This is a genomic window from Streptomyces sp. NPDC051105, assembly GCF_040682795.1.
In the GTDB taxonomy this organism is placed as follows: domain Bacteria; phylum Actinomycetota; class Actinomycetes; order Streptomycetales; family Streptomycetaceae; genus Streptomyces.
The window spans coordinates 451,583-476,509 of record NZ_JBFBBR010000004.1 but is presented as its reverse complement, the minus strand read 5'-3'; the positions used below and the strand labels follow the sequence as shown (position 1 = coordinate 476,509).

Below are 24,927 nucleotides of genomic sequence, written 5' to 3'. Positions count from 1 at the left end.
GCGGCAAGCAGGTATTCGGCCACTTGAGCGAGGGGCCGAAGGCAGCGGCCCCGCCCTCGGGGAGGGCGGGGCCGCCGTGCCGTGCGCTCGGGGCGCGGCCGGTCAGTCCACCTCGGCCACCGCCTGCGCGAACTGCGCCTTGTACAGCCGCGCGTACGCCCCGTCGGCCGCCAGCAGCTCGGTGTGCGCGCCCTGTTCGACGATCGAGCCGTTCTCCATCACCAGGATGGTGTCGGCGTCCCGGATCGTCGACAGCCGGTGGGCGATGACGAACGACGTGCGCCCGTGGGCCAGCTTGGCCATCGCCTTCTGGATCAGCACCTCGGTGCGGGTGTCGACCGAGGAGGTCGCCTCGTCGAGGACCAGGATCGTCGGGTCGGACAGGAACGCCCGCGCGATGGTGATGAGCTGCTTCTCACCGGCGCTGACGCCCGTGCCCTCGTCGTCGATGACGGTGTCGTAGCCGTCGGGCAGGGTACGGACGAACCGGTCGGCGTGGGCCGCCCGTGCCGCCTCCTCGATCTCGCCCCGGGTGACCTCGCGCGAGGCGCCGTACGCGATGTTCTCCGCGATGGAGCCGCCGAACAACCAGGTGTCCTGGAGCACCATGCCGATCCCGGCCCGGAGTTCGTCGCGGGTCATCCGCGTGATGTCGACGCCGTCGAGGGTGATCCGGCCGCCGGAGACGTCGTAGAACCGCATCAGCAGGTTCACCAGGGTGGTCTTGCCGGCGCCGGTCGGGCCGACGATCGCCACCGTGTGGCCCGGTTCCACCTTCAGCGAGAGGTCCTCGATGAGCGGCTTCTCCGGGTCGTACCGGAACGACACGTGCTCCAGCGCCACCCGCCCGCGCAGCTCCGCCGGACGCTCGCCCGGTACCGGGTCGGCCTCCTGCTCCTCGGCGTCGAGGAGTTCGAAGATCCGCTCGGCCGAGGCGACACCGGACTGCACCAGGTTGGCCATGGAGGCGACCTGGGTCAGCGGCATCGAGAACTGCCGGGAGTACTGGATGAACGCCTGGACGTCACCGATGGACAGGGCGCCCGAGGCCACCCGCAGACCGCCGACGACCGCCACCAGCACGTAGTTCAGGTTCGACACGAACATCATCAGCGGCTGCATCACACCGCTGTTGAACTGCGCCCGGAACCCGGCCTCGTACAGCGCCTCGTTCTGCTCGGCGAACTGCTGCGCCGATTCCTCCTGCCGGCCGAAGACCTTCACCAGGGTGTGTCCGGTGTACATCTCCTCCACATGGGCGTTGAGCTTGCCCGTGGTGCGCCACTGCTGCACGAAGTGCGGCTGCGAGCGCTTGCCGACCCGGGTGGCGATCAGGAACGACAGCGGCACGGTGGCCAGGGCGACCAGGGCGAGGATCCAGGACACCCAGAACATCACCGCGAGCACACCGATGATGGTGAGCAGCGAGTTGATGAGCTGCCCCATCGACTGCTGGAGCGTCTGCCCGATGTTGTCGATGTCGTTGGTCGCCCGGGAGAGCACCTCGCCGCGCTGCCGCTTGTCGAAGTACGACAGCGGGAGCCGGGACAGCTTCGCCTGGACGTCCTCGCGCAGCCGGTACATCGTGCGGTTGACGGACCGGTTGACCAGCCGGGTCGCCACCGCCATCAGCAGGCCGGCGACGACGTAGGTGCAGAGCGCGAACAGCAGGACGTCGCCGACCTGGCCGAAGTCGATGCCCTTGCCCGGGGTGAAGTCGGTGCTCCTGAGCATGTCGGCGACGGTGTCCTGGCCGCGCTCGTGCATGCCCTGCAGGACCTGGTCCTTGGTGGTTCCGGCCGGCATCTGCTTGCCGATGACACCGGCGAAGACCAGGTCGGTGGCGCGGCCGAGGATCTTGGGGCCGATCACGTTGAGGGTGACGCTCGCGACGACACAGAACAGCAGCACATAGATGGTGAACTGTTCGGGTTTGAACCGGGCGAGAAGCCGTTTGCCCGAGTTCTTGAAGTCCATCGAGCGCTGGTCGGGGCCGCCCCCGGCCATCATGCGTCCCATGGGCCCGGCCATCAGGCGGCCTCCGCTTCCGTCAGCTGGGAGAGCACGATCTCCCGGTAGGTCTCGTTGCCGGCCATGAGTTCGTGATGCCGGCCGGTGCCGACGACACGGCCCTCGTCGAGGACGACGATCCGGTCGGCGTCTCTGATGGTCGCCACCCGCTGGGCGACGATGACGACGGTCGCCTCGGCCGTCTCCTGGGCGAGCGCGGCGCGCAGGGCGGCGTCGGTCGCGTAGTCGAGGGCGGAGAAGGAGTCGTCGAAGAGGTAGATCTCCGGGCGCTGCACGAGCGTGCGGGCGATGGCGAGACGCTGGCGCTGGCCGCCCGAGACGTTCGTACCGCCCTGGGCGATGGGCGCGCCCAGCCCGCCCTCCAGCTTCTCCACGAAGCCCTTGGCCTGCGCCACCTCCAGCGCGTGCCACAACTCCTCGTCGGTGGCGTCCGGGTTGCCGTACCGCAGGTTGGTCGCGACCGTCCCGGCGAACAGGTACGGCTTCTGCGGCACCAGGCCCACCGTCTTGGCGAGCAGCTTCGGGTCGAGCCCGGAGACCTCCTCGCCGTCCACGAGGACAGAGCCGTCCGTGGCGTCGAAGAGACGCGACACCAGGCCGAGCAGGGTGGACTTGCCGCTGCCGGTGGAGCCGATCACGGCGGTCACCTCGCCGGGGCGGGCCACCAGGTCTACGGCCCTGAGTACCGGCTCCTCGGCACCCGGATAGCGGAAGCCCGCGCCCCGGATCTCCAGATGCCCGTGCCGGCGCAGCTCGACGACCGGCGCGATCGGCGGCACGACGCTGGACTCGGTGTCCAGGACCTCCTCGATGCGCTCGGCACAGACCTCGGCACGCGGCACCATCATGAACATGAAGGTGGCCATCATCACGGACATCACGATCTGCATCAGGTAGGCGAGGAACGCCGTCAGATCGCCGATCGCCATGTCACCGCTGTCGATGCGGTGGGCGCCGAACCACACCACCGCGATCGACGACACGTTCACCGTCGTCATGACGATGGGGAACATCAGCGCGAGCATGTTGCCGGTGGCCAGCTGCATGTCGGTCAGGTCCTTGTTGGCCTTCCCGAACCGGCCCCGCTCGTACTCGTCGCGGACGAACGCGCGGATCACCCGGTTGCCGGTGATCTGCTCGCGCAGCACCCGGTTCACCGTGTCCAGCCGCACCTGCATGGCCCGGAACAGCGGACGCAGCCGGCGCACGATCAGAGCCACCGAGACGGCCAGCACCGGAACGACGGCGACCAGCACCCCGGACAGCGGCACGTCCAGGCCGAGGGCGAGCACGATGCCGCCGACACACATGATGGGCGCCGACACCATCAGCGTGAACGTCATCAGGACCAGCATCTGGACCTGCTGTACGTCGTTGGTCGTACGGGTGATGAGGGAGGGCGCTCCGAAGTGACCCACCTCACGTGCGGAGAAGGACTGCACCCGGTCGAAGACGGCGGCCCGCACATCCCGGCCGAGCGCCGACGCGGTCCTGGCGCCGTAGTAGACGGCACCGATGTTGCACACCACCTGGGCCAGGGAGATGCCGATCATCAGGGCACCGAAGGACAGGATGTAGTCCGTGTCGCCCTTCACGACGCCGTTGTCGATGATGTGCGCGTTGAGCGTGGGCAGGTAGAGGGTGGCGCAGGTCTGCAGGAACTGCAGCAGCACCAGGATCGAGATGGGTTTCCTGTAGGGCCTGAGATAGGTCCGCAGAAGTCGTATGAGCACGCTACGTCTCTCGGAGTCGGCGGTGGGGGCGGGATCGCTTGCCCGAAGGGCGGTGTCGCTTGCCCTAGGCCCCTATCGTCCGACACTCCACCCGCGTTACCTCAACCGATTAACCCGACAGCGGACGCCCTACGGCACCGGGGGCGCGCGACTACGCCCGAAACGCCCCCGGATGGGTCTGTTCGCGCACCGACACGAACTGCTGCCGCACCGCCTGCCCGACGGCCATCTCGTCCCCTGGCTCCAGCACCTGCGCCGCCGCACCCTGCCAGACGGGCGGAGTACGCGGATCCAGGGCCCCCTGCGAGACCCCGAGCGCCCAGGCCGCCTGCCGGGCCGCCCCGATCGCCGCGTAGTCCGCCGGCTGCGGTACGACGACCTGCGCGCCGAACAGCATCGGCGCCGCCGCCTGTACGGCCGGCAGCTCGGCGGCCTGCCCCAGCAGGAAGATCCGCCGCACCTCCACACCCCGGCCGCGCAGCACGTCCAGCGCGTCGGCGAGCCCGCACAGCATGCCCTCGAAGGAGGCCCGCGCGAGATGCTCGGCCTTCATGGACTCCCGGCGCAGCCCGGCCAGCGTCCCGGCGGTGTGCGGCAGGTTCGGCGTCCGCTCACCCTCCAGGTACGGCAGCATGACCAGCCCGTGCGAGCCGGGCGTCGACTTCATCGCCAGGTCGGAGAGGCTCTCCAGATCCGCCAGCCCGAGCAGCTCGGCGGTCCCGCGCAGGGTCCGTACGGCGTTCAGGGTGGTCACGACCGGCAGATGCATCCCGGTGGCGTCGGCGAGCGAGGTGATCATCCCGGAGGTGTCGGCGAGCGCCTCCGGGTGCACGGCCATCACGGACCCGGACGCGCCCAGGGACACCACGGCGTCGCCGAACCCCAGCCCCAGCCCGAAGGCGGCGGCCATGGTCTCGCCGGTCCCGGCGGAGATCAGCAGCCCCTCCGGAGTCGTACCGGCCGCGTCCGAGGGCCCGATCACCTCGGGCAGCATGGCCTGGTGGCCCAGGGCCAGTTCGACGAGGTCGGACCGGTAGCCGCCGGTGGCGGCCGACCAGTACCCGGTGCCGGAGGCGCCGCCTCGGTCGGTGGTCCTTCGGACCGGCCGCCCGAGCAACTGCCACACCAACCAGTCGTGGGCCTGCAGCAGCGCGGCGGTCCGCCGGGCGTTCTCCGGCTCGGCCTTCGCCAGCCAGCGCAGCTTGGTCACCGGCTGCGCGGCCTGCGGCACGCACCCCACCGCCTGCGCCCAGGCCTCCCGGCCGCCGAGCGCGTCGATGAGATCGGCCGCCGCGACCTGCGCGCGCCGGTCGCCGCCGACGATCGCCGGGCGGACGGTGTTGCCCTGGGCGTCCAGCGGGATCAGCGCGTTCTGCTGCGCGGAGACGCCGATGGCCTGCACGCCCTCCAGGAGGCCGCCGCCGGCGGCCTCACCGAGCGAGAGCAGCCAGGCCTGCGGGTCGACGTCGCTGGGGCGCGCCGCGCCGTCCGGCGTGTCGACCGGGTGCGGTGCGTATCCCTGGCGGAGCACCGCGCCCGTGTCCGTGTCGCAGACCACGATGCGAGTGAAATCCGGTGAGCTGTCCAACCCGGCGACTATCCCCATGCCCGAAATTCTGCCGCACGCGCCGCTGTGGTTCGGCCGACGGGCGCCGTTGGGGTGAGGGCCGGCTGCCGGTGCGGACCCGTGGGGGCCGTTCGCGCCCGCGCGGCGGAGCCGCATATCGGACACCGACCCGCGCCCCCGGGGGTGTCGGGCGTGTCGAAAAGTGAGGGCCAGGTGGTGCAGGCCAGGTGGTGCCGGCCAGGTGGTGCCGGCTAGGGGGTGCTGGTGCCCCAGTCGTCCGCTCCGTCGGCCTGGCCGCGCTCGCGCAGGGAGCGGACCCGGGCCGCCACCGAGTCGGGCACCCGGTCGCCGACCTTCTCGCTGACCGTGTGGAAGGCCTTGCCGGCGTAGACCCGGCCCTGCTGGGCGGCGGTCTCGGCGGTGTTGCGAACGGCGGGGTTCTGGGCGACCTGGCGGGCGGACTTCTTCAGCTGTTCGTATCGCTCCCGTCCGGCCCTGGTACCGAGCACGTAACCCAGTGCGAGCCCGACGACGAACGTGAGCTTGTAGCGCATGGCGGCCACCCTTACCTCGTGGGGGAGTCTCGTGGGGAGTACCGATTGGCGGAGCACCCCCCTGCTTGCGCTAATGTATGTGTCGCAGCGAGCGGGCGCTTCCTGGCGGATACCCAGGTAGGTACGTTCGATGCAACGAGACCTTCCTCCGTAGCTCAATTGGCAGAGCAGCCGGCTGTTAACCGGCAGGTTACTGGTTCGAGTCCAGTCGGGGGAGCTCGGTCCTCCGTAGCTCAATTGGCAGAGCAGCCGGCTGTTAACCGGCAGGTTACTGGTTCGAGTCCAGTCGGGGGAGCATGCTGAACGAGGGCCCCTGAGGGGGTCCTTTTTCATGTCCGAGGCCCCTGACGGGGTCCTTTTTTCATGTCCGTTCCGTGTCCGCGGGAACCGCTGGGCCTGCGCCGATGTCCTGAAGGTCGTGAACGTCCGCGGAAGCCGACCATCCGAAGCAGGAGATCGTATGAGCGGCTATGCTGCGGCAGACGGCGCGCACACTTGTACGCGACACGCCGCTATGGGGCGGTAGCTCAGCCGGTTAGAGCAGCGGACTCATAATCCGTCGGCCGTGGGTTCGAGTCCCACCCGCCCCACCTGTGCAGGGCTGTGACCTGTGGAAACGCTCATTTTTGGGTGTCGGAGCGTCAACTTTGCCCGAGCGGACTCAATCCGCTGCTCGTGGGTTTGGAGTCCGGCGGTGGTCGGGGGAGCTCCAACCCATCTGACCTGCGGCGGAATCGGTGATCGAGGTTCTCGCTCGGCGTCCGGGCGCCTGTCCTGAGGGTGGGGGTGTGGACGCGACGCTCCGCAGCCTCGCACAGACACCGATGGGGCTGCGGCTCCTGATCGGCGTCGAGATCGGGCTCGTTCCCTTCGTGCCTACGCCCCGGCCCGTCGGTGCCGCCTGCGAAACGGTGACCCAGACCGGGGCGGCGAGGTTTCAGGACTTCTTTGCGGGCTATTCGTCGGACGTGTCCAGACGCTACGGCGGCAGCCCCGCGGGGACGGCATCCTCCGCATCGCGGACCGCACGGAACCACGCTGCCGAGATACCCGCCCCGGAGCATCTGACAGCGTCCCGGGCATACAGATGACTGATGGACATGCCTGCTTTGCCGGGCGCTGCCCGTGGGAGGGGCCATGAAGCTGGCCGACTGGCTGCTAGCGCCCGGCGAGCGAGGTAACCCCGCGACCCGTCTGGAGAGCCGCCGGCCCGGAGGAACGGCGTGGTCGACGGGCAACCAGGTACGTCCCCTCGTCCATGGCGCGGTGTACTTCGGTGAACTGCTCAAGGCCGTCCGCGCCCAACAGCCGGGCGACCTGCTGCTGTTCACCGACTGGCGCGGCGACCCCGACGAACGGCTCGACGGCCCCGGCAGCGAGATCGGACAGGTGCTGTGTGCGGCGGCCGAGCGCGGTGTCATCGTCAAGGGGCTGATCTGGCGTTCTCATCTGGACCGCTTCCAGTTCAGCGAACGCGAGAACCGTCACCTCGGTGAGGAGATCAGAGCGGCAGGCGGAGAGTGCCTGCTCGACATGCGGGTGCGCCCCGGCGGCTCGCACCACCAGAAGTTCGTCGTACTGCGCCACCCGGGACGGCCCGAGCGGGACGTCGCCTTCGTCGGCGGAATCGACCTGTGCCACAGCCGCCGCGACGACACCGCTCATCAGGGCGACCCGCTCAGCCAGCCGTTCGCCGCCGCCTACGGGTCGCGTCCGCCCTGGCACGACGTCCAGCTCGCGATCCACGGCCCCGCCGTCGGTGATGTCGAAGCCCACTTCCGCGAACGCTGGGAGGACCCGGCTCCGCTCAGCCGCAGCCCGCTGGGGCGGCTGCGAGAACTCCTGCACCATGAGGACACCACAGCGGACCCGCTGCCTCCGCAGCTGGACGACCCGGAGCCCTGCGGAACGCACACCGTGCAACTACTGCGCACCTATCCGGCCCGCGTCCACGGCTACGACTTCGCCCCGCACGGCGAGCGCAGCATCGCCCGCGGCTACCAAAAGGTCATGCGCCGGGCCCGCTCGCTGATCTACCTGGAGGACCAGTACCTGTGGTCCGCCCAGGTCGTCAGGTGCTTCGCCGAGGCACTGGCCGCCCACCCCGGGCTGCGCCTCATCGCGGTCATTCCCGCCCATCCCGACGAGGACGGGCGGGTGACGCAGGCGATGAACCTCGTCGGGCGGATCAGCGCCCTGAAGTCGCTGCGCCGCGCGGGCGGCGACCGTGTCGCCGTCTACGCGGTGGAGAACCACGCCGGGACTCCCGTGTACGTCCACGCGAAGGTCTGCGTCATCGACGACGTGTGGTCCTCAGTCGGATCGGACAACGTCAACCGCCGTTCCTGGACGCACGATTCCGAGTTGAGCTGCGCCGTCGTGGACGAGGCGATCGACCCCCGGGAGCCACGCGACCCCGGAGGTCTCGGCGACGGCGCCCGCGCCTACGCCCGCGACCTGCGACTCGAACTGGCCTGCGAGCACCTGGACCGCGCTGACCCGCAGGGACTGTGTGACCCGGTGAAGGCCTTCCGCGCCTTCGCGGAGTCCGCCGCGGCGTTGGACGCGTGGTACGACGGCGGGTGCCAGGGACCCCGGCCTCCCGGCCGCCTGCGGACCTACCGCACCCCGCGTCTGTCGCCCACTACGACGGCCCTGGTCACCCCGCTCTACCGACTGCTCGCCGACCCCGACGGCCGCCCTCTGGCCCTCCGCCGCACCAACGAGTACTGAAGCTCCCTAGGCGGACTCTTTCTGACCAGCCGCCACCCCAACGCGTTCACCGTGCTGGTGCCGGTCCGTCTTCTCGAGCGTCTCCGTCCTGGGGAAAGCCGGGCCCGCTTGGTGAAGACCCGACCGCTCATTCCGGGCGTGTTCACACATGCGCCGTTTCCGGTACACAAGGCGGGCCTCTGATGGGCCCGGCACCCGCAGCCCGCCCCGAACACCCGGGAGAGACCAGATGTCCAGACGCCACGTCAGGCCCGCAGCCGTCCTCGCCGCCGCCGGAGTGCTGACCGGGGTTACCGCCGCCCAGCCCGCCGCGTTCGCCGCCTCCCACCACCGTGCCGCCGCCCGGCACGTCCTGCTGGTCTCCGTCGACGGGCTGCACCAGTCGGACCTGGCCTGGTACATCGCCAGACATGCGGAGTCCGCGCTGGCCCGGCTGGTCGGCGGCGGCGTGCAGTACACCCACGCCAGGACCACCACGCCGTCCGACTCCTTCCCCGGCATGGTCGCCCAGGCGACCGGCGGCAGCCCCGGCACCACGGGCATCTACTACGACGACACCTACAACGCCGCGCTCCTCCCGGCGGGAACCACCAGTTGCAAGGGCGTCAAGCCCGGAGTCGAGGTGGACCTCACCGAAGACCTGGACAAGAACCAGGCCTCCATCGACGCCGGTCAGGGCCTCGCGGGCCTGCCGGACAGCATCCTGTCGATGACCGGCCACCCGCAGAGCCTGATCAACGCGTCGAAGCTGCCCGTCGACCCGAAGACCTGCAAGCCGGTCTACCCGCACTCGTACCTCAAGGTGAACACGGTCTTCGAGGTGGCCCGCCAGGCGGGTCTGCGTACCGCCTGGTCGGACAAGCACGCCGCCTACGAGATCCTCGACGGCCCCTCGGGCACCGGCGTCCAGGACCTGTTCACCCCGGAGATCAACAGCGACGCCCTCGGCTACGCCGCCGGCAACGACTGGACCACGGACAACAAGGCCACCGAGCAGTACGACGGCTACAAGGTGAAGGCCGTCGTCAACGAGATCGACGGCTACGACCACAGCCGCACCCACAAGGTCGGCACCCCGGCGATCTTCGGCCTCAACTTCCAGTCCGTCTCCACCGCGCAGAAGCTGCCCGCCTCCGACGGCCTCACCGGCGGCTACACCACCAAGAACGTCCCGGGCCCGCTGCTGGTGAAGAACCTGGACTTCGTCAACACGGAGATCGGCGCCCTGACCGCCGAGATCCGCAAGCGGCACCTGTCCGGCAGCACCGCCGTCATCCTCTCCGCCAAGCACGGCCAGTCGCCCACCGACCCCGCCGCGCTCACCCGCGTCGACGACGGCCCGCTGCTGGACGGCCTCAACGCCGCCTGGAAGAGGCTGCACCCCGGCGCCGCCGACCTGGTGACGCACGCGGTGGACGACGACGCCATGCTGCTCTGGCTCTCCGACCGCTCCGCGGCCGCCACCGCCTTCGCCAAGAGGTACCTGCTCGCACAGAGCGGCACCGGCACCGACATCAACGCCGCGCCCAAGGCCTACACCCACAGCGGGCTCCACAAGGTCTACGCCGGCCAGGCCGCCGCCGACTACTTCCACGTCAAGGCCGGCGACGCCCGGGTCCCTGACCTCCTCGGAGTCGCGCAGTACGGCGTCGTCTACACCGGCGGCACCAAGAAGATCGCCGAGCACGGCGGCAGCCACTCCGACGACCTCGACGTCCCCCTCGTCGTGTCCGGCGCCTCCGTCCCGGGCGGCGTGCGAGACTCCGCGAGCGTGCAGACCAAGCAGATCGCACCGACGATCCTGAGCCTGCTCGGTCTCGACCCGCGCTCCCTCAAGGCCGTGCGCGAGGAGCACACCGCCGTCCTGCCGATCCGCTGACCTGGTCGTTTACGACTGACCTTGAGGCCGCCCAGGTGATAGTCAGCCGGGTGGCCTCATGCATGGTGCTGTCTATGTAGATCGTCAGCTCGGCCGCTGCTCGGCCGAAGTGCAGGCGATCATGACATGGGTCGGCCCCGACCAGACGTACACGGCCGGGGCCTTGGTTCAGGCTCGCGCGGAAACGATCAGTGTTCCGACGATGCGCCGGCCGGGCGGCGCGGCCAGCACTTCGGCGCGCACATCGCCGAAGCCGTGCCCGGCAAGCAGCGCACGAGTGTGAAGAGAGACCGAGGAAAGGGCCATGGCCAAAGAGCGAGTGACGGTGTGCCTCCCCCCGTGCGACCTGGGGGACGTGGTGCAGGCCATCGGCGCGGCGATGGCGCCGTACGACTACAACCGTGATGTCGGAGTCGGCGATCCGGACGTCGAGACGTGGTGGGACTACTGGCAGGTCGACGGCGGGGGCTGCGAGTTCCTGGTCATCCCGGGGCACGAGGACGACCCGCGCCTCATTCGGGGCGCCGAAACCCTGTCCGGAGAGCCGCGCAACGTTCCGCCCTCACTGTGCGACGGCGGGCCACGCGCGCTGCTGGACCTCGAAACGCCACGCGCGCGGGCGGCTGCTCGGGCGCGGCGGGCCTTCGAAGCGTGGCAGGACTTCTCCGCCGCTTACCCGCCGACCCGGCCGACGAGCCACTTCTGGGCCAGGCACTTCGCCGACCCCGAGAACTACCCGCAGGCACAGGTCCTGGAGGACTACCGTACCCAGCCGGCCGTCGTGGCGCTCAGGAACAATCCCGAGCTCCGGGAGCTGATCGGCGGCGACCCGGCCGCCCGCCTGACCGGCGATCTCGAAGGGTACGCACGGGAAACCGCCGATAAGGCCCTGCCCACACACGCTCTGCTGACCCTGGACGGACGCTGGCTGGACGTCACGAACGCCGAGCGGCGCCGCTGCTTCAACGACTACCTCGACGCACTTCCGGCCGACGCCTACGCCGTGCGCGTGCTGTACCACGGATGAGGTGTGCGTCCGTCAACCAGTGGAGCACGTGCGAGTTCCAGCTGGACGTTTGAGAGCACTATCACTGCATACCGCCAGGTAGAAGCCAGGCTGCCTGGTCCTTGCTCGATCGTGTGAGGTTTCAGCAGTAACTCGCAGATTCTGTGTGTGGCTCTCGTAATTTGCTAGACGGGAAGTTCGGTGATGCCGAGGGCGAAGTCCACGTTCCCCACCCCGTGGTTGGCGAGGCCCACCGTGACCACGCCCGCTCCTTCCAGCCAGTGCGCCATTTTCAGGCCACCGACGTCCAGCGGGCGCAGCCCCAGGGTCTCGATGAACGCCTCCACACGTGCTTTGGCCTGCGCATCGTCGCCGGCGATGAAGACGTCGGGCCGCCCCTTCTCCAGGACATGGCGGAAGACGGTGTTGAATGCCTTCACCACGCTGGCGCCGGCCGGGGCCGCTTGGGCGACTCCCTGCGCGATCGAGGTCTCCTCGCGGTGGGCCAGGCCGTCGAACGTGGAGTTGAAGGGGTTGCTGATGTCGACGATGACCTTGCCCGCGAGAGCGTCTCCGTACTGGGTGACGGCCGGCACGACACCGTCGTACAACAGGGCCACGATGACGATGTCCCCGGCCGGGGCGGTGCCCCATTCTCCCGTCGTGGTGCCGCCGCCGAGAGTCTTGGCCAGGTCAGCGGCCTTGGACTGATCGCGGCCCATGACCTCGACGGTATTGCCGCCCGCTATCGCCCGCGCGCCGATGGTGCGGGCCATGTTCCCGGTGCCGATGATGCTGATGCTGCTCATGAGATGTCCTGCCCTGGTTGTGTGTTGTTCGGTTCAGATGGCGGTGGTGCCGCCGTCGGCGACGAGTTCCATGCCGTTGACGTAGCTGGAGTCGTCGGAGGCGAGGAAGAGGGCGGCGGTGGCGATCTCGTCGGGGCGGCCCATCTGGCCGCGGGGGATGAGGGACTCGAACTGGCGCTTGGTGGCCTCGTCGAAGAGTTCCTCCTGCTTGGCGGTGGCGACCTGGCCGGGGGTCAGGACGTTGACGCGGATGCGGCGGTCCTTGAGTTCGTTGAGCCAGATGCGGGCCCAGGCCTGCTGGACGGCCTTGCTGCCGGCGTAGACGCTCCAGCCGGGGAAGGCGCCGAGGGAGGCGTTGGAGCCGGTCATGAGGATGGAGCCGCCGTCGTTGAAGAGCGGAAGGGCCTTCTGCACGGTGAACAGGGTGCCGCGGGCGTTGAGCCCGAACCAGGTGTCGAACTGGGCCTCGGTGATCTCGCCGAGCGGGGCCGGTTCGCCGCCGCCGGCGCTGGCCCACAGCACGTCGAGGCTGCCCTTCTCCCGCTTGACGGTGTCGTACAGGCGGTCCAGGTCGTCCAGGTCGGCGGCGTCGCCCTGGACTCCGGTGACGTTGCGGCCGATCTGCTTCACGGCCTCGTCCAGGGCCTCCTGGCGGCGGCCGGTGATGAAGACGTGTGCTCCCTCGTCGACGAACAGCTTCGCACCGGCCAGCGCCATGCCGGTGGTGCCGCCGGTGATGACCGCGACCTTGCCGTCGAGCTTTCCCATAGTCGTTCCCTTGGATCGGTAATGCCGTGTGTGCCTGGGACGACGGCGTTATGTACACCGCCCTGTGTGCTTACGCTACGGGGCCGGTGGCTGGGACGCAACTATGTACACCGGTCGTTACCTAGCTGCGGTACGGTGGATCCATGACGGAGTTGGAGAAGGGCCCCACGGGCCGCCGCCGCGGCCGGGGCGCCCGCGAGCGCATCATCAGTGCGTCCCAGCAGCTGTTCCGCGAGCAGGGCATCAACCGCACCGGCATGGACCAGCTCTGCGCGGCGGCCCAGGTGTCCAAGCGCACGGCCTACCAGCACTTCGCCGGCAAGGACGAACTCGTCGCCGAGTACCTGCGCCGGTTCGACCCCTCCGTTCTGTCCGGCGTGTTCGACCGCACCGACCTCACGCCCCGCGAACGGCTCCTCGCCGCCTTCGACGTCCCCCCCACCACCCCCCTGTGTCCCTACATCGCCGCCGCCGTCGAACTCCACGACCCCCAGCACCCCGCATCCCAGTACGCGCGCGACTACAAGAAAGCCGTCGCCGCGCGGCTCGCCGAGACCGCCCGCGAAGCCGGCGCCGCCGACCCTGAACAGCTCGGCGAGCAACTCGCGCTGCTCATCGACGGCGCCGCGGCCCGCACCCGGGTCCTCAACGCCGACGCCTTCCCCGCCGCCGCCGCCATCGCCGCCGTCCTCATCGACAACGCCATCCCCGCCACAGCCGGCGATGACCGGCGGCGGGAGGACGTGTCAAGTTGACTTGGCACTCCGCGGCCGGGCTGGACGCGCCGCCCGTCGCGCGGCCGCACCCGCAGGTACGCGACACCAGCCGCCTGGCACCTGGCCCGGACCTGCCGACTTTTGCGGAACCGGCCGCCCGCCCACTGAGGGCCGCGGCGGAAGCCACCAGGGAGAGCGGCGACCCCCGAAGCCTTCAGGAGTTCGCGGGCCGTCATCCCGGCCCAGGGCGCTGACGCGCCGCCGGTTCGAGCAGACGGCTGATCACATAAGAAGATGCGGGTGGCCCGCCAGCGACGCTGGCGGGCCACCCGCATCCTCAGAACCTCTACGAGCCGGAGACTTGCGCCCCTCATCCACTCCATCGCGGCGCTCTCCTCGTGGTGCAGCACGCGGTCTCAGGCGCTTCGGAGCCCCCTCGGACAACTGCTGGCCGAAGAGCCGAAGAGCGGAACCGGCCCAGCGGTCAGCCGCAACAGCACCGCTCCCGCAGGCCATTTCACTCCGCAGCGCATGATGAACGGGGGCAGCCAAACTACTCAAGCGTGTCTTGAGACGGCTTCGCCGCCACGCTGCCACATCTCATAGTTGCCGCATTCTGCCGTGATCTCGGCCGTCGACTGAGCCGCGGTGAGGAAGTCGTCCACTACCGGCGAGGTGTGCGATGCCGCCACCGCGAGGCACACCTGGTCGGGCGCCAGTTCCGGGATGGGCACATAGACGACGTCCGGATGCGAGTAGAACACGGACGCCGAGCGGGCCAGGAAGGAGATGCCCCGTCCGGCCGCGACATGCTCGAGCGTCTCGTCCACCCCGCGCACCGGGTACCCGGCATTGGGGAGCGGGCGCCTGGTGGGCTGCGTGTTCGGGTCACCGTGCCAGCCAGCGTTTCGCCGGTCAGGTCGGCCTCGGTGACCTCCTCCTTGCCGGCCAACCGGTGTCCGGCGGGCAGCACCGCCACCCGCGGCTCGGTGTACAGCGGGGTGACGCGCAGGCCTGCTTCGTCGATGGGCAGCCGCACGTAGCCGACGTCGATGCGGCCGTCGAGCAGCATCGCAGCCTGGTCGTCCCCTTCGATCCGCTGCACGTCCACGACCACGTCCGGGTGCCGGTCCTCGAACGCACGGGCCGCCGGAATGACTGCAACGCCGGCCCGGAAACCGACCATCAGCCGCCGCTTGCCGTCGGCGGCCGCGGACACCCGGCGGCGGACCGCGTGGGTCGCGCGGCACTCGCCACCGCAACGCGGTAACCGCCCATTCACGCGGACCGTGAGGTGGTCCGACCGTGCCACGCCCCCGCCCGGGGATACCGGGCGGGGCTTGTTGCGCACGCAAAGGCGTCGCATCCAGCGACGGGTTGCCCCTGCGTCTTGGCGCGCGGAGTCAGGTTCGACGTCGCCGGGTCAGGTCGCGGACCGCTCCCGAGCGACGACGGAACCCGCGTCGAGTTGCGGACCGACGGCGACAACGCGGGCAACGCGGGGAACGCGGTCAACGAGGGCAACGCGGGCAACGCGGGCAACGACCAGGAGTACGCCGCGGACGGGAATTTCAAGCAGCCGGTGAAGTACGTACTGGGAATCGTTGGTGGGAAACGGTCCGCCTGGGAACGCCTCCATATCCCGCACGCTTCCTTTGAGCCTGGTCTCACACCGCCGCTGAGGTGCGCTCGGCCTCAGGTGCGACTGCGCTGCCCAGCAGGCGCAGAGCCGCCTCGGACGGTGAGCCCGGTTCGGCCGTGTAGGCGATCAGGCGCTGGCCGGACGAGCCTGGGAGCACGAGGTTCTCGAAGCTCAAGTCCATCGGGCCGACCAACGGGTGACGCAGCTGCTTCAGCCCCGAGGTGCAGGTGCGCACCGGATGGCGGACCCAGCGGGCGGCGAACTCGTCGCACTGCATGGTGAGTTGCCCGACCAGTTCGGTCAGCCGGCGGTCGTCGGGGTGCCGGCCGGCGATCAGCCGCAGCGAGGCGACCGCGAGCTGCGCCTCGTCGTGCCAGTCGGTGTACAGCGCGCGGTAGCGCTCATCCAGGAACAGCATGCGCGTCACATTGGGCCGGGTGCCCGGCGTCTCGGGGCTGTCCGCGGGCAGATGCGCGGCGAGCAGGGCGTGCCCCAGCCGGTTCCAGGCCAGTACGTCGTTGCGGCGGTCCAGGACCAGCGCCGGCACCTCCGACATGGCCGCCAGCAGCTGCCGTGCCGAGGGGCTGGCCTGCTCCGCGCGGGGCGCGGTGGGGCGGGCCGCGGCCGCGGTGGGGCGGGCCAGGTCTTTCAGATGCGCCATCTCGTCGTCGGTCAGCCGCAGGGTGCGGGCGATCGCGTCCAGTACGGAGTCCGAGGCGCTGAGGGCGCGGCCCTGTTCGAGACGGGTGTAGTGGGTGATGCTGACCCCGGCGAGCATGGCCAGTTCCTCCCGGCGCAGCCCGCTGACCCGGCGGCGGGTCGGATGCGGGGTGATGCCGACGTCCTCCGGGCGCAGTGCGGCACGGCGGGACCTGAGGAAGTCTCCCAGTTCGGACGGAGCGCCCATCGATACCCTCCTGATCACTCCCCCCCATGATGCCCGCCCAGCGCGCCGGTCGTGAGCCGTAAGGGTGGTCATGTGATGACCACCCTTGTGCCGGCTGTCCGAGACAGGGTGCTGGCTGGGGTCCCGGGCCGAAACGAGTCTCTTTCCCAGCGGTGCGCACGGCAGGCGCGCCGAAGGAGCTCGAACGAAAGGGACTCGACGTCATGTCCGTCACTGATTCGGCCCCGGCCGGTACGGCCGCGGGAACGGCCCCGGCCGTCCTCACTCCGCGGCTGCGCCTGGTGCTGGTGCTGCTGCTCGCGGCCCAGTTCATGCTGGCCGTGGACTTCTCCATCCTGAACGTGGCGCTGCCGGTGATCGGCGAGGGTCTCGGCTTCTCTCTCGCGCATCTGCAGTGGATCGGCACCGCGTTCGCCCTGTGCGCGGCGGGCTTCACCCTGCTGTTCGGCCGGGTCGCGGACCTCTTCGGTCGTCGCCGGCTCTTCCTCGGCGGTCTGGTGGTGCTGGGCGCGGCCTCGCTCGTGGGCGGTCTGGCACGGAACCCCGAGGTGCTGATCACGGCCCGGGTCTTCCAGGGGCTCGCGACCGCTGCGGTGACCCCGGCCGGGCTTTCGCTCATGACGACCTCGTTCCCGGAGGGCCCGCTGCGGGAGAAGGCCCTCGGTCTCAACGGGGCTCTGATGTCGGCCGGGTTCACCACCGGCGCGATCCTCGGCGGCCTGCTGACCGACCTGCTCTCCTGGCGCTGGGCGTTCTTCATCAACGTGCCCGTCGCCCTCGCCGTCCTGATCGTCGCCCCGACGGTCATCGAGGATTCCCGGCCCGACGAGCGCCCGAAGCTGGACGTGCCCGGCGCCGTCAGTGTCACCCTTGGTCTGCTGGCCGTCGTCCTCGGCCTCAACCAGGCCGGTGAGCACGGCTGGGGCTCCGCGAACGCCCTGCTGTCGCTGGCGGTCGGCGTGCTGTTGCTGATCGCGTTCTGGGCCGTCGAGCGCAGGGTGAGTGCCCCGCTGGTGCCGCTCGGCGTGCTCGGCAAACGTTCGGTGGCCTGGGGCAACGTCGCCGGTCTGATCGCCTTCCTCACCGAGACCTCCCTGGTCTTCCTGCTGACCCTCTATCTCCAGGAGGTGCTCGGCTTCTCCCCGCTGGCCGCCGGTCTGTCCTTCGGTGTGCTGGGCATCGGCACGGTCGTCGGCGGCTCGGTCGCCCCGAAGGTCATCGGGAAGACCGGCAGCAAGCAGACGCTGATCGCCGGCGGCGTCCTGCAGACCGTGTTCACGGCCGCCCTGCTCGGCCTCGGCGACGACCGCTCCTGGATGTGGCTGCTGCTGGTCGCCACCTTCGTCGGTGGTGTGGGCAACATGCTCGTCATCGTCGGATTCATGGTCACCGCCACCTCCGGTCTCGCCGACCACGAACAGGGCCTGGCCACCGGGCTCGCGACCATGACCCAGCAGGTCGGCATCACCATGGGCACGCCGATCATGAGCGCCATCGCCACCGCCGCGATGACCGGCACCGGAGCCTCGGCCGTCCTCGGCGGACTGAGGACGGCCATCGCGGTCAACGCCGCCCTCGTCCTCGTCGGAGCCCTCACCAGCGCCGCGTTCCTGCGTGGTGCGCGGTCGAGTGCGCGGTGACTCACGACGGCACGAACCGCGCGCCGCCGGCCTGGCCGCTCCGGACGAGGACAGGGCGGTACGCCCGGACGGCCGGCGGTCCGGTGAGACGCGGTGGCGGACGGTCCGGCTCGACGCGGGGACCCCATCGCATACCCGCACGGATCCACCGACCCGGACCGCGCCCGCACGGCCGGCTGCTCTGGGCGCACGGCGGGAGCCGGCCGCGCGGATCGCAGGTGAAACACCGTCAGAGGGGCAGTCGTCCGGTGTACCGTCCGCACCGCCGAAGAAGCCTCACATATGCCCCGTGCTGTGCGGGGGTGGCCGGCGGGTTGTCAATCGGCCTGCTCCCTGAGCAGTTCTGACGTCACCGCTCGCCGAACGGTAAAGAGCCGGGTTCTGTCACTGCGCCTGCCGGCGGTTGACCCGGCGCAACCGGACCGCGTCCACGATGGACGACTCGCTGTCATGGCGCTTTCGGGTTTGTCCCTGCCCTGCCGGGCGGTCACCGCGCATCACCGGGGAGTACAGAGGCAAGCGGATGTGTCCGGTGCGGCGGGATGGGGTGGCCGGGGCGGCCGGAGCCGGGACACCCCCGGGAGGAGGCGACAGATGTCCGGACGGAACGCCGAGGAGCAGGAACCCGGAGCCGGTCAGGTCGAGTATCAGGGTCAGTGTCGGCGGCGGGTGGTGCAGTCGCAGGGTTCCGCCGGCCTCGGTGGATTTCTGCGCGGCGTGAAGGAAGGTGTTGAGGCCGCTGCAGTCGCAGAAGGTGACGGGAATGAGGTCGATGTCGATGATGCGGATACCGTCGCTCAGGCACTGCGCCAGTGCCCTGCGCACCAGCGGGGCGGATTCCAGGTCGATCTCGCCGGCCAGGGTGATGAGTGCCCGTTTCCTTCGGTCATGACGGTAGACGGTGAGCTGGGGGAGGGGCATGACGCCTCGGTTCGGAGGACCGTACGGCAGCGGACGCGGTGAGGCCGGGGAATCCCGGCCTCCTTGGCGCGCTGCCGGCCAGGGCGTGGGTTCGGCGGAGGTGAAGCAACGGCTGGGTCCGCAACCTGTGTTACAGAAGAGCGGATCCACCCGGTTCCTTCCAGTGATGCGCCAGGTGGCGGACGAAGACTCCGCTTCCCGCGGCCATCTGTGTCGATCAACGACAAGTCGCCAGGGTCTGGGACGTCCGTACAGCAGCATAGTCCTCAACCCGGCCCGGCGGGCGGTTCGAAGCCGTCCGTTCCTCGTACCGGGGCGATGCCAGGAGACGCTGCCCCGCGGGTACGTCCCCTCCCCGGCACGGCACTTGGGCAGGCGGCGCGAAACGCGGTGACCGACGGCCGTCTGGAATGGCACGGTACAGACCGGTCTGCGCCTCCGGGTTCACCGGCATGTGCCAGGGGCTGACGCGTCAGAACCGGCGTGATCCGGTCGGAGGCGGCATCCTGTCGCCGCTCCCTGTCATCCCGTGAGCCGACGGTAGAATGAGGTTCTCTGAGACCTGTGGGTCGGAGTGGGCGCAGTGGTCGGAGTAGTTGGCGATGGATATGACGCTTCGAGCGATTTCCGCCGCGGATGCGGACCAGGGATTCCGGCATGTCGTATCCGGATTCTCGGGGGAACGCGGCGGTGTGGAGGACGAGTGCTTCCTCGGCCGTGAGTGGGAAGTCCTGGAGCAGATCCTGCTGGCTCAGGGGCCTGAGGAGATCAGCGAACTTCCCCTCACCATGGGCGACCTCCTCGGTGACGACGGCCTCGGCACCACCTGCTTCTACCTCCCGCCGGACGAGGTGGCGGTCGCGGCCCGTTTCCTGGTCTCCATAGACGCCGAACGGTCCGTCGCCGACCACGCCGACGAGATCGCGAGGACGTTTCGCCACGGCGACATCCCGGTCGGCTATCTGGAAGTCCTCGGTCGCCACCTGGAGAAGGTCCGTGATCTCTACACCGCGGCCGATCAGGCAGGCGAAGGCGTCGCGAAACTCCTCCAGGGCTGAGATCCGCCGCCCCGGGCGACGGCCGGTAAGGGCTGCGGCGGTGGTGACGGTGTCGGACGTGCCGTCAACTGGGCGGTGACAGTCCGGTGAGGAGGACTCCGGCCACGTTCTCCGCGCAGAGGCGCACGCGCGTTTCCTCCGTCGGCGTCAGCTTCGGGTTCATCATCGAGGCGAGCGCGATCTGGCCATGGAGTGCGCTCCCGCCCCGGCCCGGGTGGTCCGCGGGGCGGAGGCCCGCCGGGGGCGAGGTGGCCGACGAATTCCCGGGCCGCCGGGGAGGCGGGATTCCCCGGTGACGCGAAACGAGCTGACGATCATTACTGACGTGCAGTCAAATATTGCTGTAAGAACGGTCGTTGACGGCCTTATGGCGATATCGAAAGGGCGTACGCACGCCATCCACGCGGTGTAGCTTCTACCCGTCAGTAAAGGCCTGAGCAAGGGGGGACGCGTGGTTGCCTCTCCGCGGACCGAAAAGTTCGCCGCCCACCTGCGGATGCTGAAGGACCGCAGCGGCCGGGGGTACGACCGTCTCGGCAAGGAGGCGGGCGTCAGTGGTTCCAGCCTGCATCGGTACTGCTCCGGCCTCAGCGTCCCGACGGACTACCGGGTGGTGCACGCCTTTGCCAAGGTGTGCGGCGCCAGTGCGGAGGAGCTCCGCGAACTGCACCGGCTGTGGGCGCTGGCGGACACCGACCGGGACGTACCGGCCGCGACCGTCGAGGAGAACCCGGAGCGGGAACCGCGGGCGGAGAAGGACGAGCCCACCGTGCCCGCGCGGACGGGCGCCGGACCCGGCGACGGCACCGGGTCGGAGACCACCCCCGAAGAGACCGTGAAGCCGCGCCGGTCCCGGTGGGCCGTGCGGCTGTCCTCCCGTCCCGCGATCCTGGCCGCCGTGGTCGCGGTGGTGCTGGTGGCCGGCTTCGTGTGGCTGCCCGTCGGGAGCTCCGCCGGTGACGCGCCGGCGACCGGCGGCGGGCTGCTGTACTCACCCGCGTGCGGGTCGGTGAGCATGGGGCAGCACGACGAGTGCGTGCGCGAGGTCCAGACCCTGCTGACCCGGGCGAGGGGCACGCTCGCCGTCGACGGGGACTTCGGGCCGGAGACCCTGCGCAGGCTGACCGCGTTCCAGGTGCTGGCGGGGCTGCCGGCCACCAACGTGGTCGACGACGCCACCAAGAAGGCGCTCTACGCACAGCAGGTGAGCATGACGACCTGGTCGCCGGCGAAGGTGGCGCGGCGGATCCGTGAGGTGTTCGCCGAGGATCCCGACACCGCCGTGGCCGTCGCCCGCTGCGCGTCGTTCCTCGACCCGCTGTACGTACTGCCCAACACCAACGGCAGCCGCAACTGGGGCGTGTTCCAGATCTCCGACGCCCGCCTGCGGGACCTCGACGGCACCCCGCTGCGGGCGTTCGACCCGGACTGGAACATCAGGGCGGCCCACCGGCTGTGGAGCGTCCGGCACGACTTCCACGACTGGCCCTCCTGCGAGGCGGCGCTGAAGAGCACGCCGACGGGCACGCCGAAGAGCAGGCGCTGAGACGCCGAAGCCCGGAGCTCCGGGTACCGAAGCGGCGGTACCCGGAGCTCCGCTCCCCCGAGAGCGGCGTCAGACCGTGCCGTTCTCCCACCACCAGTCGCGGCCGAGGTCGGCCCTGCTGTCGACGTGCTGGTGGTCGACGGTGTACGTCTCCAGCCCGGAGAACCCGCAGGTCTCCGCCTTCTGGTAGACGGTCTTGGTGGCCACGCCCGGCACGTCGAGGTCGGCCGCCGTGCCGTACAGGTGCATGCTGTCGCTGGCCCCGCCGATCTCGGCGTTGTGCGCGATGCTGCGGAAGCCGGAGTTGACCGTGATCGGCTTGTCGCCCAGCTTCTTGCGCAGCGCCTCCAGCTTGTACATGCAGCGCCGGACGTTCTCCTTCACCTGCGACGCGCTCAGCTTGCCGCCGTTGAAGGTGCCGTCCGTCTGGTTGTAGAACTCGCTCCAGTTGAAGTGCAGCGTGGAGCCGTCCGACTGCTCCAGGGCGTTGAGCTTCGCCTGGGTGTTGGGCCCGACGCTGGCGTCGGCGGTGAGACCGTACGCCGCCTGGAACCGCTTCACGGCCGCGGCCGTACCGGGGCCGAAGTCGCCGTCGACGCCGACCCGGCTGTGGCTCGCGCTGTCCGCCGCCCAGCCCGCGATCCGGATCTGCAGTTCGGTCACGTCGGCGCCGGTGGCGCCCTGTTCCAGGGTGCGCGACCACGCGTAGGCCTGTGCGGTGCCCGAGAACAGCAGCTGGCCGAAGGCGATGCCGGCACCGGCGGCCAGCGTGCCGCGCAGCATGCTGCGGCGGTCGATGGGACGGAAGGAGGAGGTCATGGTCGTCCTTTCGGGAGAAGTCGGGAAGAAGAGGTCAGTAGGCGATCTGGAACGTCACGTTCTGCGCGTCGATGTCGTAGGCGTGCACGCGCAGGACGAAGTGGGTGCCGTCCAGGACGTCGGTGGCGACGGTCCCCCACTCGGTACCGTGGGTGGTGTACGCGTCGCCGTTGTTGCACTTGGTGGTGTGGTCGATGAACACCACACAGGCGTCCAGGTACACACCCGGCTCGTCCGTGATGAGCCGCAGGTTGATGTCGTTGCACCGCGAGGACGTGGTGTAGGTGCCGTACTCCTTGGCGGCCGCCTGGTAGTGGTACGTCAAGGTCTTCGCGCCGCCGTAGCAGCTGACGGCGGCGGCGGAGGCGGCCGAGGTCTGTGCGGAGGCGGGCGCGACGCCCACTGCCAGCAGGGCGGCCGCGGTGATCAGAGCCGCGGGGAGTGTCCTGATCCGGATCATGGTGGTGGTCTCCGTTCGGCGAGGGGGTGGGCGAGGGGTCAGAAGGCGATCTGCACGACGGCGTCGTCGCCCTCCAGGGGCACGCCGTTGGGCACCGTGAACCTGGTGCCGTCCAGGACGTCGGTGGCGATGGTCGTCCAGCTCCGGCCGACCTTGGTCCAGCGGTTGCAGACGCCGGTCTTCGCGAACTTCACGCAGGCGTTCACGTAGTCCGCGGTACCGCCGGTGACACGCATGTTGATGTCGTTGCAGCGGTCGGTGGTCCAGTAGGGGCCGAAGTCGAGCACGTCCCCGTAGCGCACCGTGACGGCCCCGCCGTAGCAGCTCGTGGCGGCGGTGGCGGCCGAGGCGCCGGACACCGAGGCGGGCGCCGGAGCGGTGGGACCGGAGGCGCGGTTGGCCAGCCGGTCCAGATCGGCCTGGGTGCCGTTGAACACGTCGGCGGTGGCCGGTGCCTGGATGCCCGGGAACAGCGCGGCGTCGGTGTACTGCCACATCGCCCAGGTCGTCGAGCCGTTCGGTACGGGTGGCTGGGTGATCGACTGGCGGTAGTCCGCGAGTTGCAGCGGATACCGGGCGAAGGCGGTGGTCGAACCCAGGCAGTCGTCCAGGAAGGACTTCTGGGTGTAGATGACCGGGGTGCGGCCGAAGGCCGCCTCCACCTTGTCGAGCCAGGCCCTGGCGTCGGCCACCGTGCCGTAGGTGGGGCAGCGTCCGGTGCCGTCGTCCATGCGCTCCAGGTCGAACACCGGCGGCAGGTCGCCCGCCCGCTGTCCGGTGTAGCCGGTCGCCCGTACGGCGGCGATGAACCGGTCGGCCTGCGCGGCACCCGTGCCGGGCGAGGTGCCCGTGTAGAAGTGGTACGGCGCGACGGCCAGCCCCGCCGCCCTGGCCGCCGGCAGGTCGGTGGCGAGGTATTCGTCGGTGACGTTCAGGCCCCGGGTGGCCTTGACCGTCGCGAACTCGACCCCCGAGGCCTTCACGGCCTTCCAGTCGATCGGCGCGCCGCCGGGGTGCTGGTACTTGGCGGTGTCCAGACCGTCGATGGAGTAGCCGGCCGGGCGCGGCGGCGTGCAGTACGTGTTACGGGCGGCCCAGTCCACCAGCTTCGCCCAGGTGTTGGGGCCCACGACGCCGTCGGCGCTGAGGTTGGCGCAGTGCTGGAACTCGATGACCCGGCCCTCGGTGCCGCCCCCGAAGTCGCCGTCGATCGTCAGCGGCGGGTAGTGGAACGGCTCCATGGCCAGATTCAGCCGGCACTGCACCTCCTCGACCTCGGTGCCCTTCGCGCCCTTCTGCAGGGTCGGCCGGGTGTCGGTGTGGCCGCACACGGTCGTCTGCGCCGTGCCCGACGTGCCCTGGGTGGCGCAGGTGTGCGGCTGGGCGGCCCAGGTGTTCAGTGCCGCCCAGGTCTGCGGGCCGAGCACACCGTCGGCGTCCAGCCCGGCGCACCGCTGGAACTCCTTGACCCGCGTCTCCGTCGCCGGCCCGAACGAGCCGTCCGCCGCGATCGGCGTGTACCGGCTCGGCTTCGTCGCCAGATCGAGCTCGCACTGTGCCTCGACGGTCGGGTCCCCCGTCGAGCCCCGCTGCAGTGTGGGCTGTGCGCTCGTGTGCCCGCAGACCGCGACCGCGGCGGCCGCGGCGGACTGCGCCGCCTGCACCGCCGTGGGCCCGTACAGAGGCAGGACCGCTGCCACGGCGAGGGTCAGACCCCGCAGAAGCGTCCTTCGTCCCATCTGGTGTTCCCCCTCAGATCGGTGACCGGGAGGCCCCGGCAGGGAACAGGCTGGCAGGGCTGGTCCCGCAGCGGCTCCGCTGCTCCCCGACAGGGACGCCGGGACAGTCGCAACGCCTGTGACCTGCGGGGACCGTTCACCGCTGGGACGCGGTCGGGACAGCAGACGGCGAGGTCCGTCGTGGCCGGGTCGGGCCGCTCGCCCGGCGGATGCGGACATCGGTCCGGAGAACGGGGCAACCCGGACCGACCCTCGCGGGTCTAGAGCTGTGACCGGAAGGGTTTGCCGGGAAGCTCGCGGCGTCCGGTGCGGTGCATCGGTGCGGTGCATCGCAAGGCGGAGCATCACCCGCGTACGGGATGTACTCGAGTGGTGCGACAACGCGGCGAGGTGCCGTGC

At 70.1% G+C, this 24,927-nt stretch carries 20 protein-coding genes, 3 tRNA genes and 1 pseudogene; 10 read left to right on the top strand and 14 right to left on the bottom strand.

Annotated features, from left to right (window positions below; genetic code table 11):
* Positions 1–102: 102 nt before the first annotated feature.
* From AB0N16_RS12935 to AB0N16_RS12920, 4 genes are all read right to left on the bottom strand, one after another.
* Positions 103–2,031, bottom strand: coding sequence for an ABC transporter ATP-binding protein (locus AB0N16_RS12935; protein ID WP_365795928.1), 1,929 nt, complete (start codon positions 2,029–2,031; stop codon positions 103–105).
* Complete coding sequence (locus AB0N16_RS12930; protein ID WP_365795926.1) at positions 2,031–3,764, bottom strand: ABC transporter ATP-binding protein; 1,734 nt, start codon at positions 3,762–3,764, stop codon at positions 2,031–2,033. Before AB0N16_RS12930 ends, AB0N16_RS12935 begins: the two co-directional genes overlap by 1 nt.
* Before the next feature lie 151 nt (positions 3,765–3,915).
* Complete coding sequence (locus AB0N16_RS12925) at positions 3,916–5,370, bottom strand: FGGY family carbohydrate kinase (protein ID WP_365795924.1); 1,455 nt, start codon at positions 5,368–5,370, stop codon at positions 3,916–3,918.
* Positions 5,371–5,582: 212 nt separating this feature from the next.
* Positions 5,583–5,885 carry a YtxH domain-containing protein gene (locus tag AB0N16_RS12920; protein WP_365795922.1) on the bottom strand — a complete coding sequence of 101 codons (303 nt, stop codon included), beginning with the start codon at positions 5,883–5,885 and terminating at the stop codon, positions 5,583–5,585.
* A gap of 144 nt (positions 5,886–6,029) precedes the next feature.
* Between AB0N16_RS12920 and AB0N16_RS12915 the strand changes: the two genes are divergently transcribed.
* The 5 genes from AB0N16_RS12915 to AB0N16_RS12895 all read left to right on the top strand — a co-directional run bounded on the left by AB0N16_RS12915 (position 6,030) and on the right by AB0N16_RS12895 (position 10,497).
* Positions 6,030–6,102, top strand: a tRNA-Asn gene (locus AB0N16_RS12915).
* A gap of 5 nt (positions 6,103–6,107) precedes the next feature.
* Positions 6,108–6,180 (top strand) — tRNA-Asn (locus AB0N16_RS12910).
* A 221-nt stretch (positions 6,181–6,401) separates the two neighbouring features.
* Positions 6,402–6,475 (top strand) — tRNA-Ile (locus AB0N16_RS12905).
* A 547-nt stretch (positions 6,476–7,022) separates the two neighbouring features.
* Positions 7,023–8,618, top strand: coding sequence for a phospholipase D family protein (locus AB0N16_RS12900; protein ID WP_365795920.1), 1,596 nt, complete (start codon positions 7,023–7,025; stop codon positions 8,616–8,618).
* A 229-nt stretch (positions 8,619–8,847) separates the two neighbouring features.
* Complete coding sequence (locus AB0N16_RS12895) at positions 8,848–10,497, top strand: alkaline phosphatase family protein (protein WP_365795918.1); 1,650 nt, start codon at positions 8,848–8,850, stop codon at positions 10,495–10,497.
* A 168-nt stretch (positions 10,498–10,665) separates the two neighbouring features.
* On the opposite strand, the gene AB0N16_RS12890 is transcribed toward AB0N16_RS12895, so the two are convergent.
* Positions 10,666–10,803, bottom strand: a complete 138-nt coding sequence (locus tag AB0N16_RS12890) for a hypothetical protein (RefSeq protein WP_365795916.1) — start codon at positions 10,801–10,803, stop codon at positions 10,666–10,668.
* Here AB0N16_RS12890 and AB0N16_RS12885 point away from each other — a divergent pair.
* Positions 10,802–11,524, top strand: coding sequence for a hypothetical protein (locus AB0N16_RS12885; RefSeq protein ID WP_365795915.1), 723 nt, complete (start codon positions 10,802–10,804; stop codon positions 11,522–11,524). The two genes, AB0N16_RS12890 and AB0N16_RS12885, sit on opposite strands and share 2 nt — an antisense overlap.
* A gap of 164 nt (positions 11,525–11,688) precedes the next feature.
* Here AB0N16_RS12885 and AB0N16_RS12880 read toward each other — a convergent pair whose 3' ends face one another.
* Positions 11,689–12,312 (bottom strand): NAD(P)-binding domain-containing protein, encoded by a 624-nt coding sequence (locus tag AB0N16_RS12880; protein ID WP_365795913.1) that lies wholly within the window; start codon positions 12,310–12,312, stop codon positions 11,689–11,691.
* A gap of 33 nt (positions 12,313–12,345) precedes the next feature.
* Positions 12,346–13,080, bottom strand: a complete 735-nt coding sequence (locus AB0N16_RS12875) for an SDR family oxidoreductase (RefSeq protein WP_129772044.1) — start codon at positions 13,078–13,080, stop codon at positions 12,346–12,348.
* A gap of 143 nt (positions 13,081–13,223) precedes the next feature.
* Here AB0N16_RS12875 and AB0N16_RS12870 point away from each other — a divergent pair, with 143 nt between their 5' ends.
* Positions 13,224–13,835 (top strand): helix-turn-helix domain-containing protein, encoded by a 612-nt coding sequence (locus AB0N16_RS12870; RefSeq protein WP_365795911.1) that lies wholly within the window; start codon positions 13,224–13,226, stop codon positions 13,833–13,835.
* A 518-nt stretch (positions 13,836–14,353) separates the two neighbouring features.
* Here AB0N16_RS12870 and AB0N16_RS12865 read toward each other — a convergent pair.
* From AB0N16_RS12865 to AB0N16_RS12855, 3 genes and pseudogenes are all read right to left on the bottom strand, one after another.
* Complete coding sequence (locus tag AB0N16_RS12865) at positions 14,354–14,626, bottom strand: hypothetical protein (RefSeq protein ID WP_365796217.1); 273 nt, start codon at positions 14,624–14,626, stop codon at positions 14,354–14,356.
* Positions 14,627–14,751: 125 nt separating this feature from the next.
* Positions 14,752–14,982, bottom strand: a pseudogene (locus AB0N16_RS12860) (LysR substrate-binding domain-containing protein); the annotation flags it as partial.
* Positions 14,983–15,463: 481 nt separating this feature from the next.
* Positions 15,464–16,345 (bottom strand): helix-turn-helix transcriptional regulator, encoded by an 882-nt coding sequence (locus AB0N16_RS12855; RefSeq protein ID WP_365795909.1) that lies wholly within the window; start codon positions 16,343–16,345, stop codon positions 15,464–15,466.
* Positions 16,346–16,548: 203 nt separating this feature from the next.
* Here AB0N16_RS12855 and AB0N16_RS12850 point away from each other — a divergent pair, with 203 nt between their 5' ends.
* Positions 16,549–17,985 carry an MFS transporter gene (locus AB0N16_RS12850; protein WP_365795907.1) on the top strand — a complete coding sequence of 479 codons (1,437 nt, stop codon included), beginning with the start codon at positions 16,549–16,551 and terminating at the stop codon, positions 17,983–17,985.
* 384 nt (positions 17,986–18,369) lie between these two features.
* Here AB0N16_RS12850 and AB0N16_RS12845 read toward each other — a convergent pair whose 3' ends face one another.
* Positions 18,370–18,906, bottom strand: a complete 537-nt coding sequence (locus AB0N16_RS12845; protein WP_365795905.1) for an STAS domain-containing protein — start codon at positions 18,904–18,906, stop codon at positions 18,370–18,372.
* A gap of 692 nt (positions 18,907–19,598) precedes the next feature.
* On the opposite strand from AB0N16_RS12845, the gene AB0N16_RS12840 reads away from it, so the two are divergent.
* On the top strand, positions 19,599–19,964 hold the full coding sequence (locus tag AB0N16_RS12840) for a hypothetical protein (protein ID WP_365795903.1): 366 nt from the start codon (positions 19,599–19,601) through the stop codon (positions 19,962–19,964).
* A 451-nt stretch (positions 19,965–20,415) separates the two neighbouring features.
* Positions 20,416–21,510, top strand: coding sequence for a helix-turn-helix domain-containing protein (locus tag AB0N16_RS12835; protein ID WP_365795901.1), 1,095 nt, complete (start codon positions 20,416–20,418; stop codon positions 21,508–21,510).
* Positions 21,511–21,579: 69 nt separating this feature from the next.
* Here the strand turns inward: AB0N16_RS12835 and AB0N16_RS12830 are convergent, their stop codons facing one another.
* The 3 genes from AB0N16_RS12830 to AB0N16_RS12820 are packed head-to-tail and all read right to left on the bottom strand — an operon-like array spanning position 21,580 to position 24,528.
* Positions 21,580–22,329: a D-Ala-D-Ala carboxypeptidase family metallohydrolase gene (locus tag AB0N16_RS12830; protein ID WP_365795899.1), complete on the bottom strand. Its 750-nt coding sequence runs from the start codon at positions 22,327–22,329 to the stop codon at positions 21,580–21,582.
* A gap of 34 nt (positions 22,330–22,363) precedes the next feature.
* Positions 22,364–22,789 (bottom strand): hypothetical protein, encoded by a 426-nt coding sequence (locus tag AB0N16_RS12825; protein ID WP_365795898.1) that lies wholly within the window; start codon positions 22,787–22,789, stop codon positions 22,364–22,366.
* Between the two features lie 38 nt (positions 22,790–22,827).
* Positions 22,828–24,528, bottom strand: coding sequence for a GH25 family lysozyme (locus AB0N16_RS12820; RefSeq protein ID WP_365795896.1), 1,701 nt, complete (start codon positions 24,526–24,528; stop codon positions 22,828–22,830).
* Positions 24,529–24,927 lie beyond the last annotated feature (399 nt).

Bases quoted from the DNA above. Each gene is read 5' to 3' on its own strand.
- AB0N16_RS12850 (WP_365795907.1), top strand. From the start codon at position 16,549: ATGTCCGTCACTGATTCGGCCCCGGCCGGTACGGCCGCGGGAACGGCC.
- AB0N16_RS12925 (WP_365795924.1), bottom strand. From the start codon at position 5,370: ATGGGGATAGTCGCCGGGTTGGACAGCTCACCGGATTTCACTCGCATC.
- AB0N16_RS12885 (WP_365795915.1), top strand. From the start codon at position 10,802: ATGGCCAAAGAGCGAGTGACGGTGTGCCTCCCCCCGTGCGACCTGGGG.
- AB0N16_RS12880 (WP_365795913.1), bottom strand. From the start codon at position 12,312: ATGAGCAGCATCAGCATCATCGGCACCGGGAACATGGCCCGCACCATC.
- AB0N16_RS12855 (WP_365795909.1), bottom strand. From the start codon at position 16,345: ATGGGCGCTCCGTCCGAACTGGGAGACTTCCTCAGGTCCCGCCGTGCC.
- AB0N16_RS12820 (WP_365795896.1), bottom strand. From the start codon at position 24,528: ATGGGACGAAGGACGCTTCTGCGGGGTCTGACCCTCGCCGTGGCAGCG.
- AB0N16_RS12825 (WP_365795898.1), bottom strand. From the start codon at position 22,789: ATGATCCGGATCAGGACACTCCCCGCGGCTCTGATCACCGCGGCCGCC.
- AB0N16_RS12920 (WP_365795922.1), bottom strand. From the start codon at position 5,885: ATGCGCTACAAGCTCACGTTCGTCGTCGGGCTCGCACTGGGTTACGTG.
- AB0N16_RS12830 (WP_365795899.1), bottom strand. From the start codon at position 22,329: ATGACCTCCTCCTTCCGTCCCATCGACCGCCGCAGCATGCTGCGCGGC.
- AB0N16_RS12895 (WP_365795918.1), top strand. From the start codon at position 8,848: ATGTCCAGACGCCACGTCAGGCCCGCAGCCGTCCTCGCCGCCGCCGGA.
- AB0N16_RS12870 (WP_365795911.1), top strand. From the start codon at position 13,224: ATGACGGAGTTGGAGAAGGGCCCCACGGGCCGCCGCCGCGGCCGGGGC.
- AB0N16_RS12890 (WP_365795916.1), bottom strand. From the start codon at position 10,803: ATGGCCCTTTCCTCGGTCTCTCTTCACACTCGTGCGCTGCTTGCCGGG.
- AB0N16_RS12900 (WP_365795920.1), top strand. From the start codon at position 7,023: ATGAAGCTGGCCGACTGGCTGCTAGCGCCCGGCGAGCGAGGTAACCCC.
- AB0N16_RS12845 (WP_365795905.1), bottom strand. From the start codon at position 18,906: ATGCCCCTCCCCCAGCTCACCGTCTACCGTCATGACCGAAGGAAACGG.
- AB0N16_RS12935 (WP_365795928.1), bottom strand. From the start codon at position 2,031: ATGGCCGGGCCCATGGGACGCATGATGGCCGGGGGCGGCCCCGACCAG.
- AB0N16_RS12875 (WP_129772044.1), bottom strand. From the start codon at position 13,080: ATGGGAAAGCTCGACGGCAAGGTCGCGGTCATCACCGGCGGCACCACC.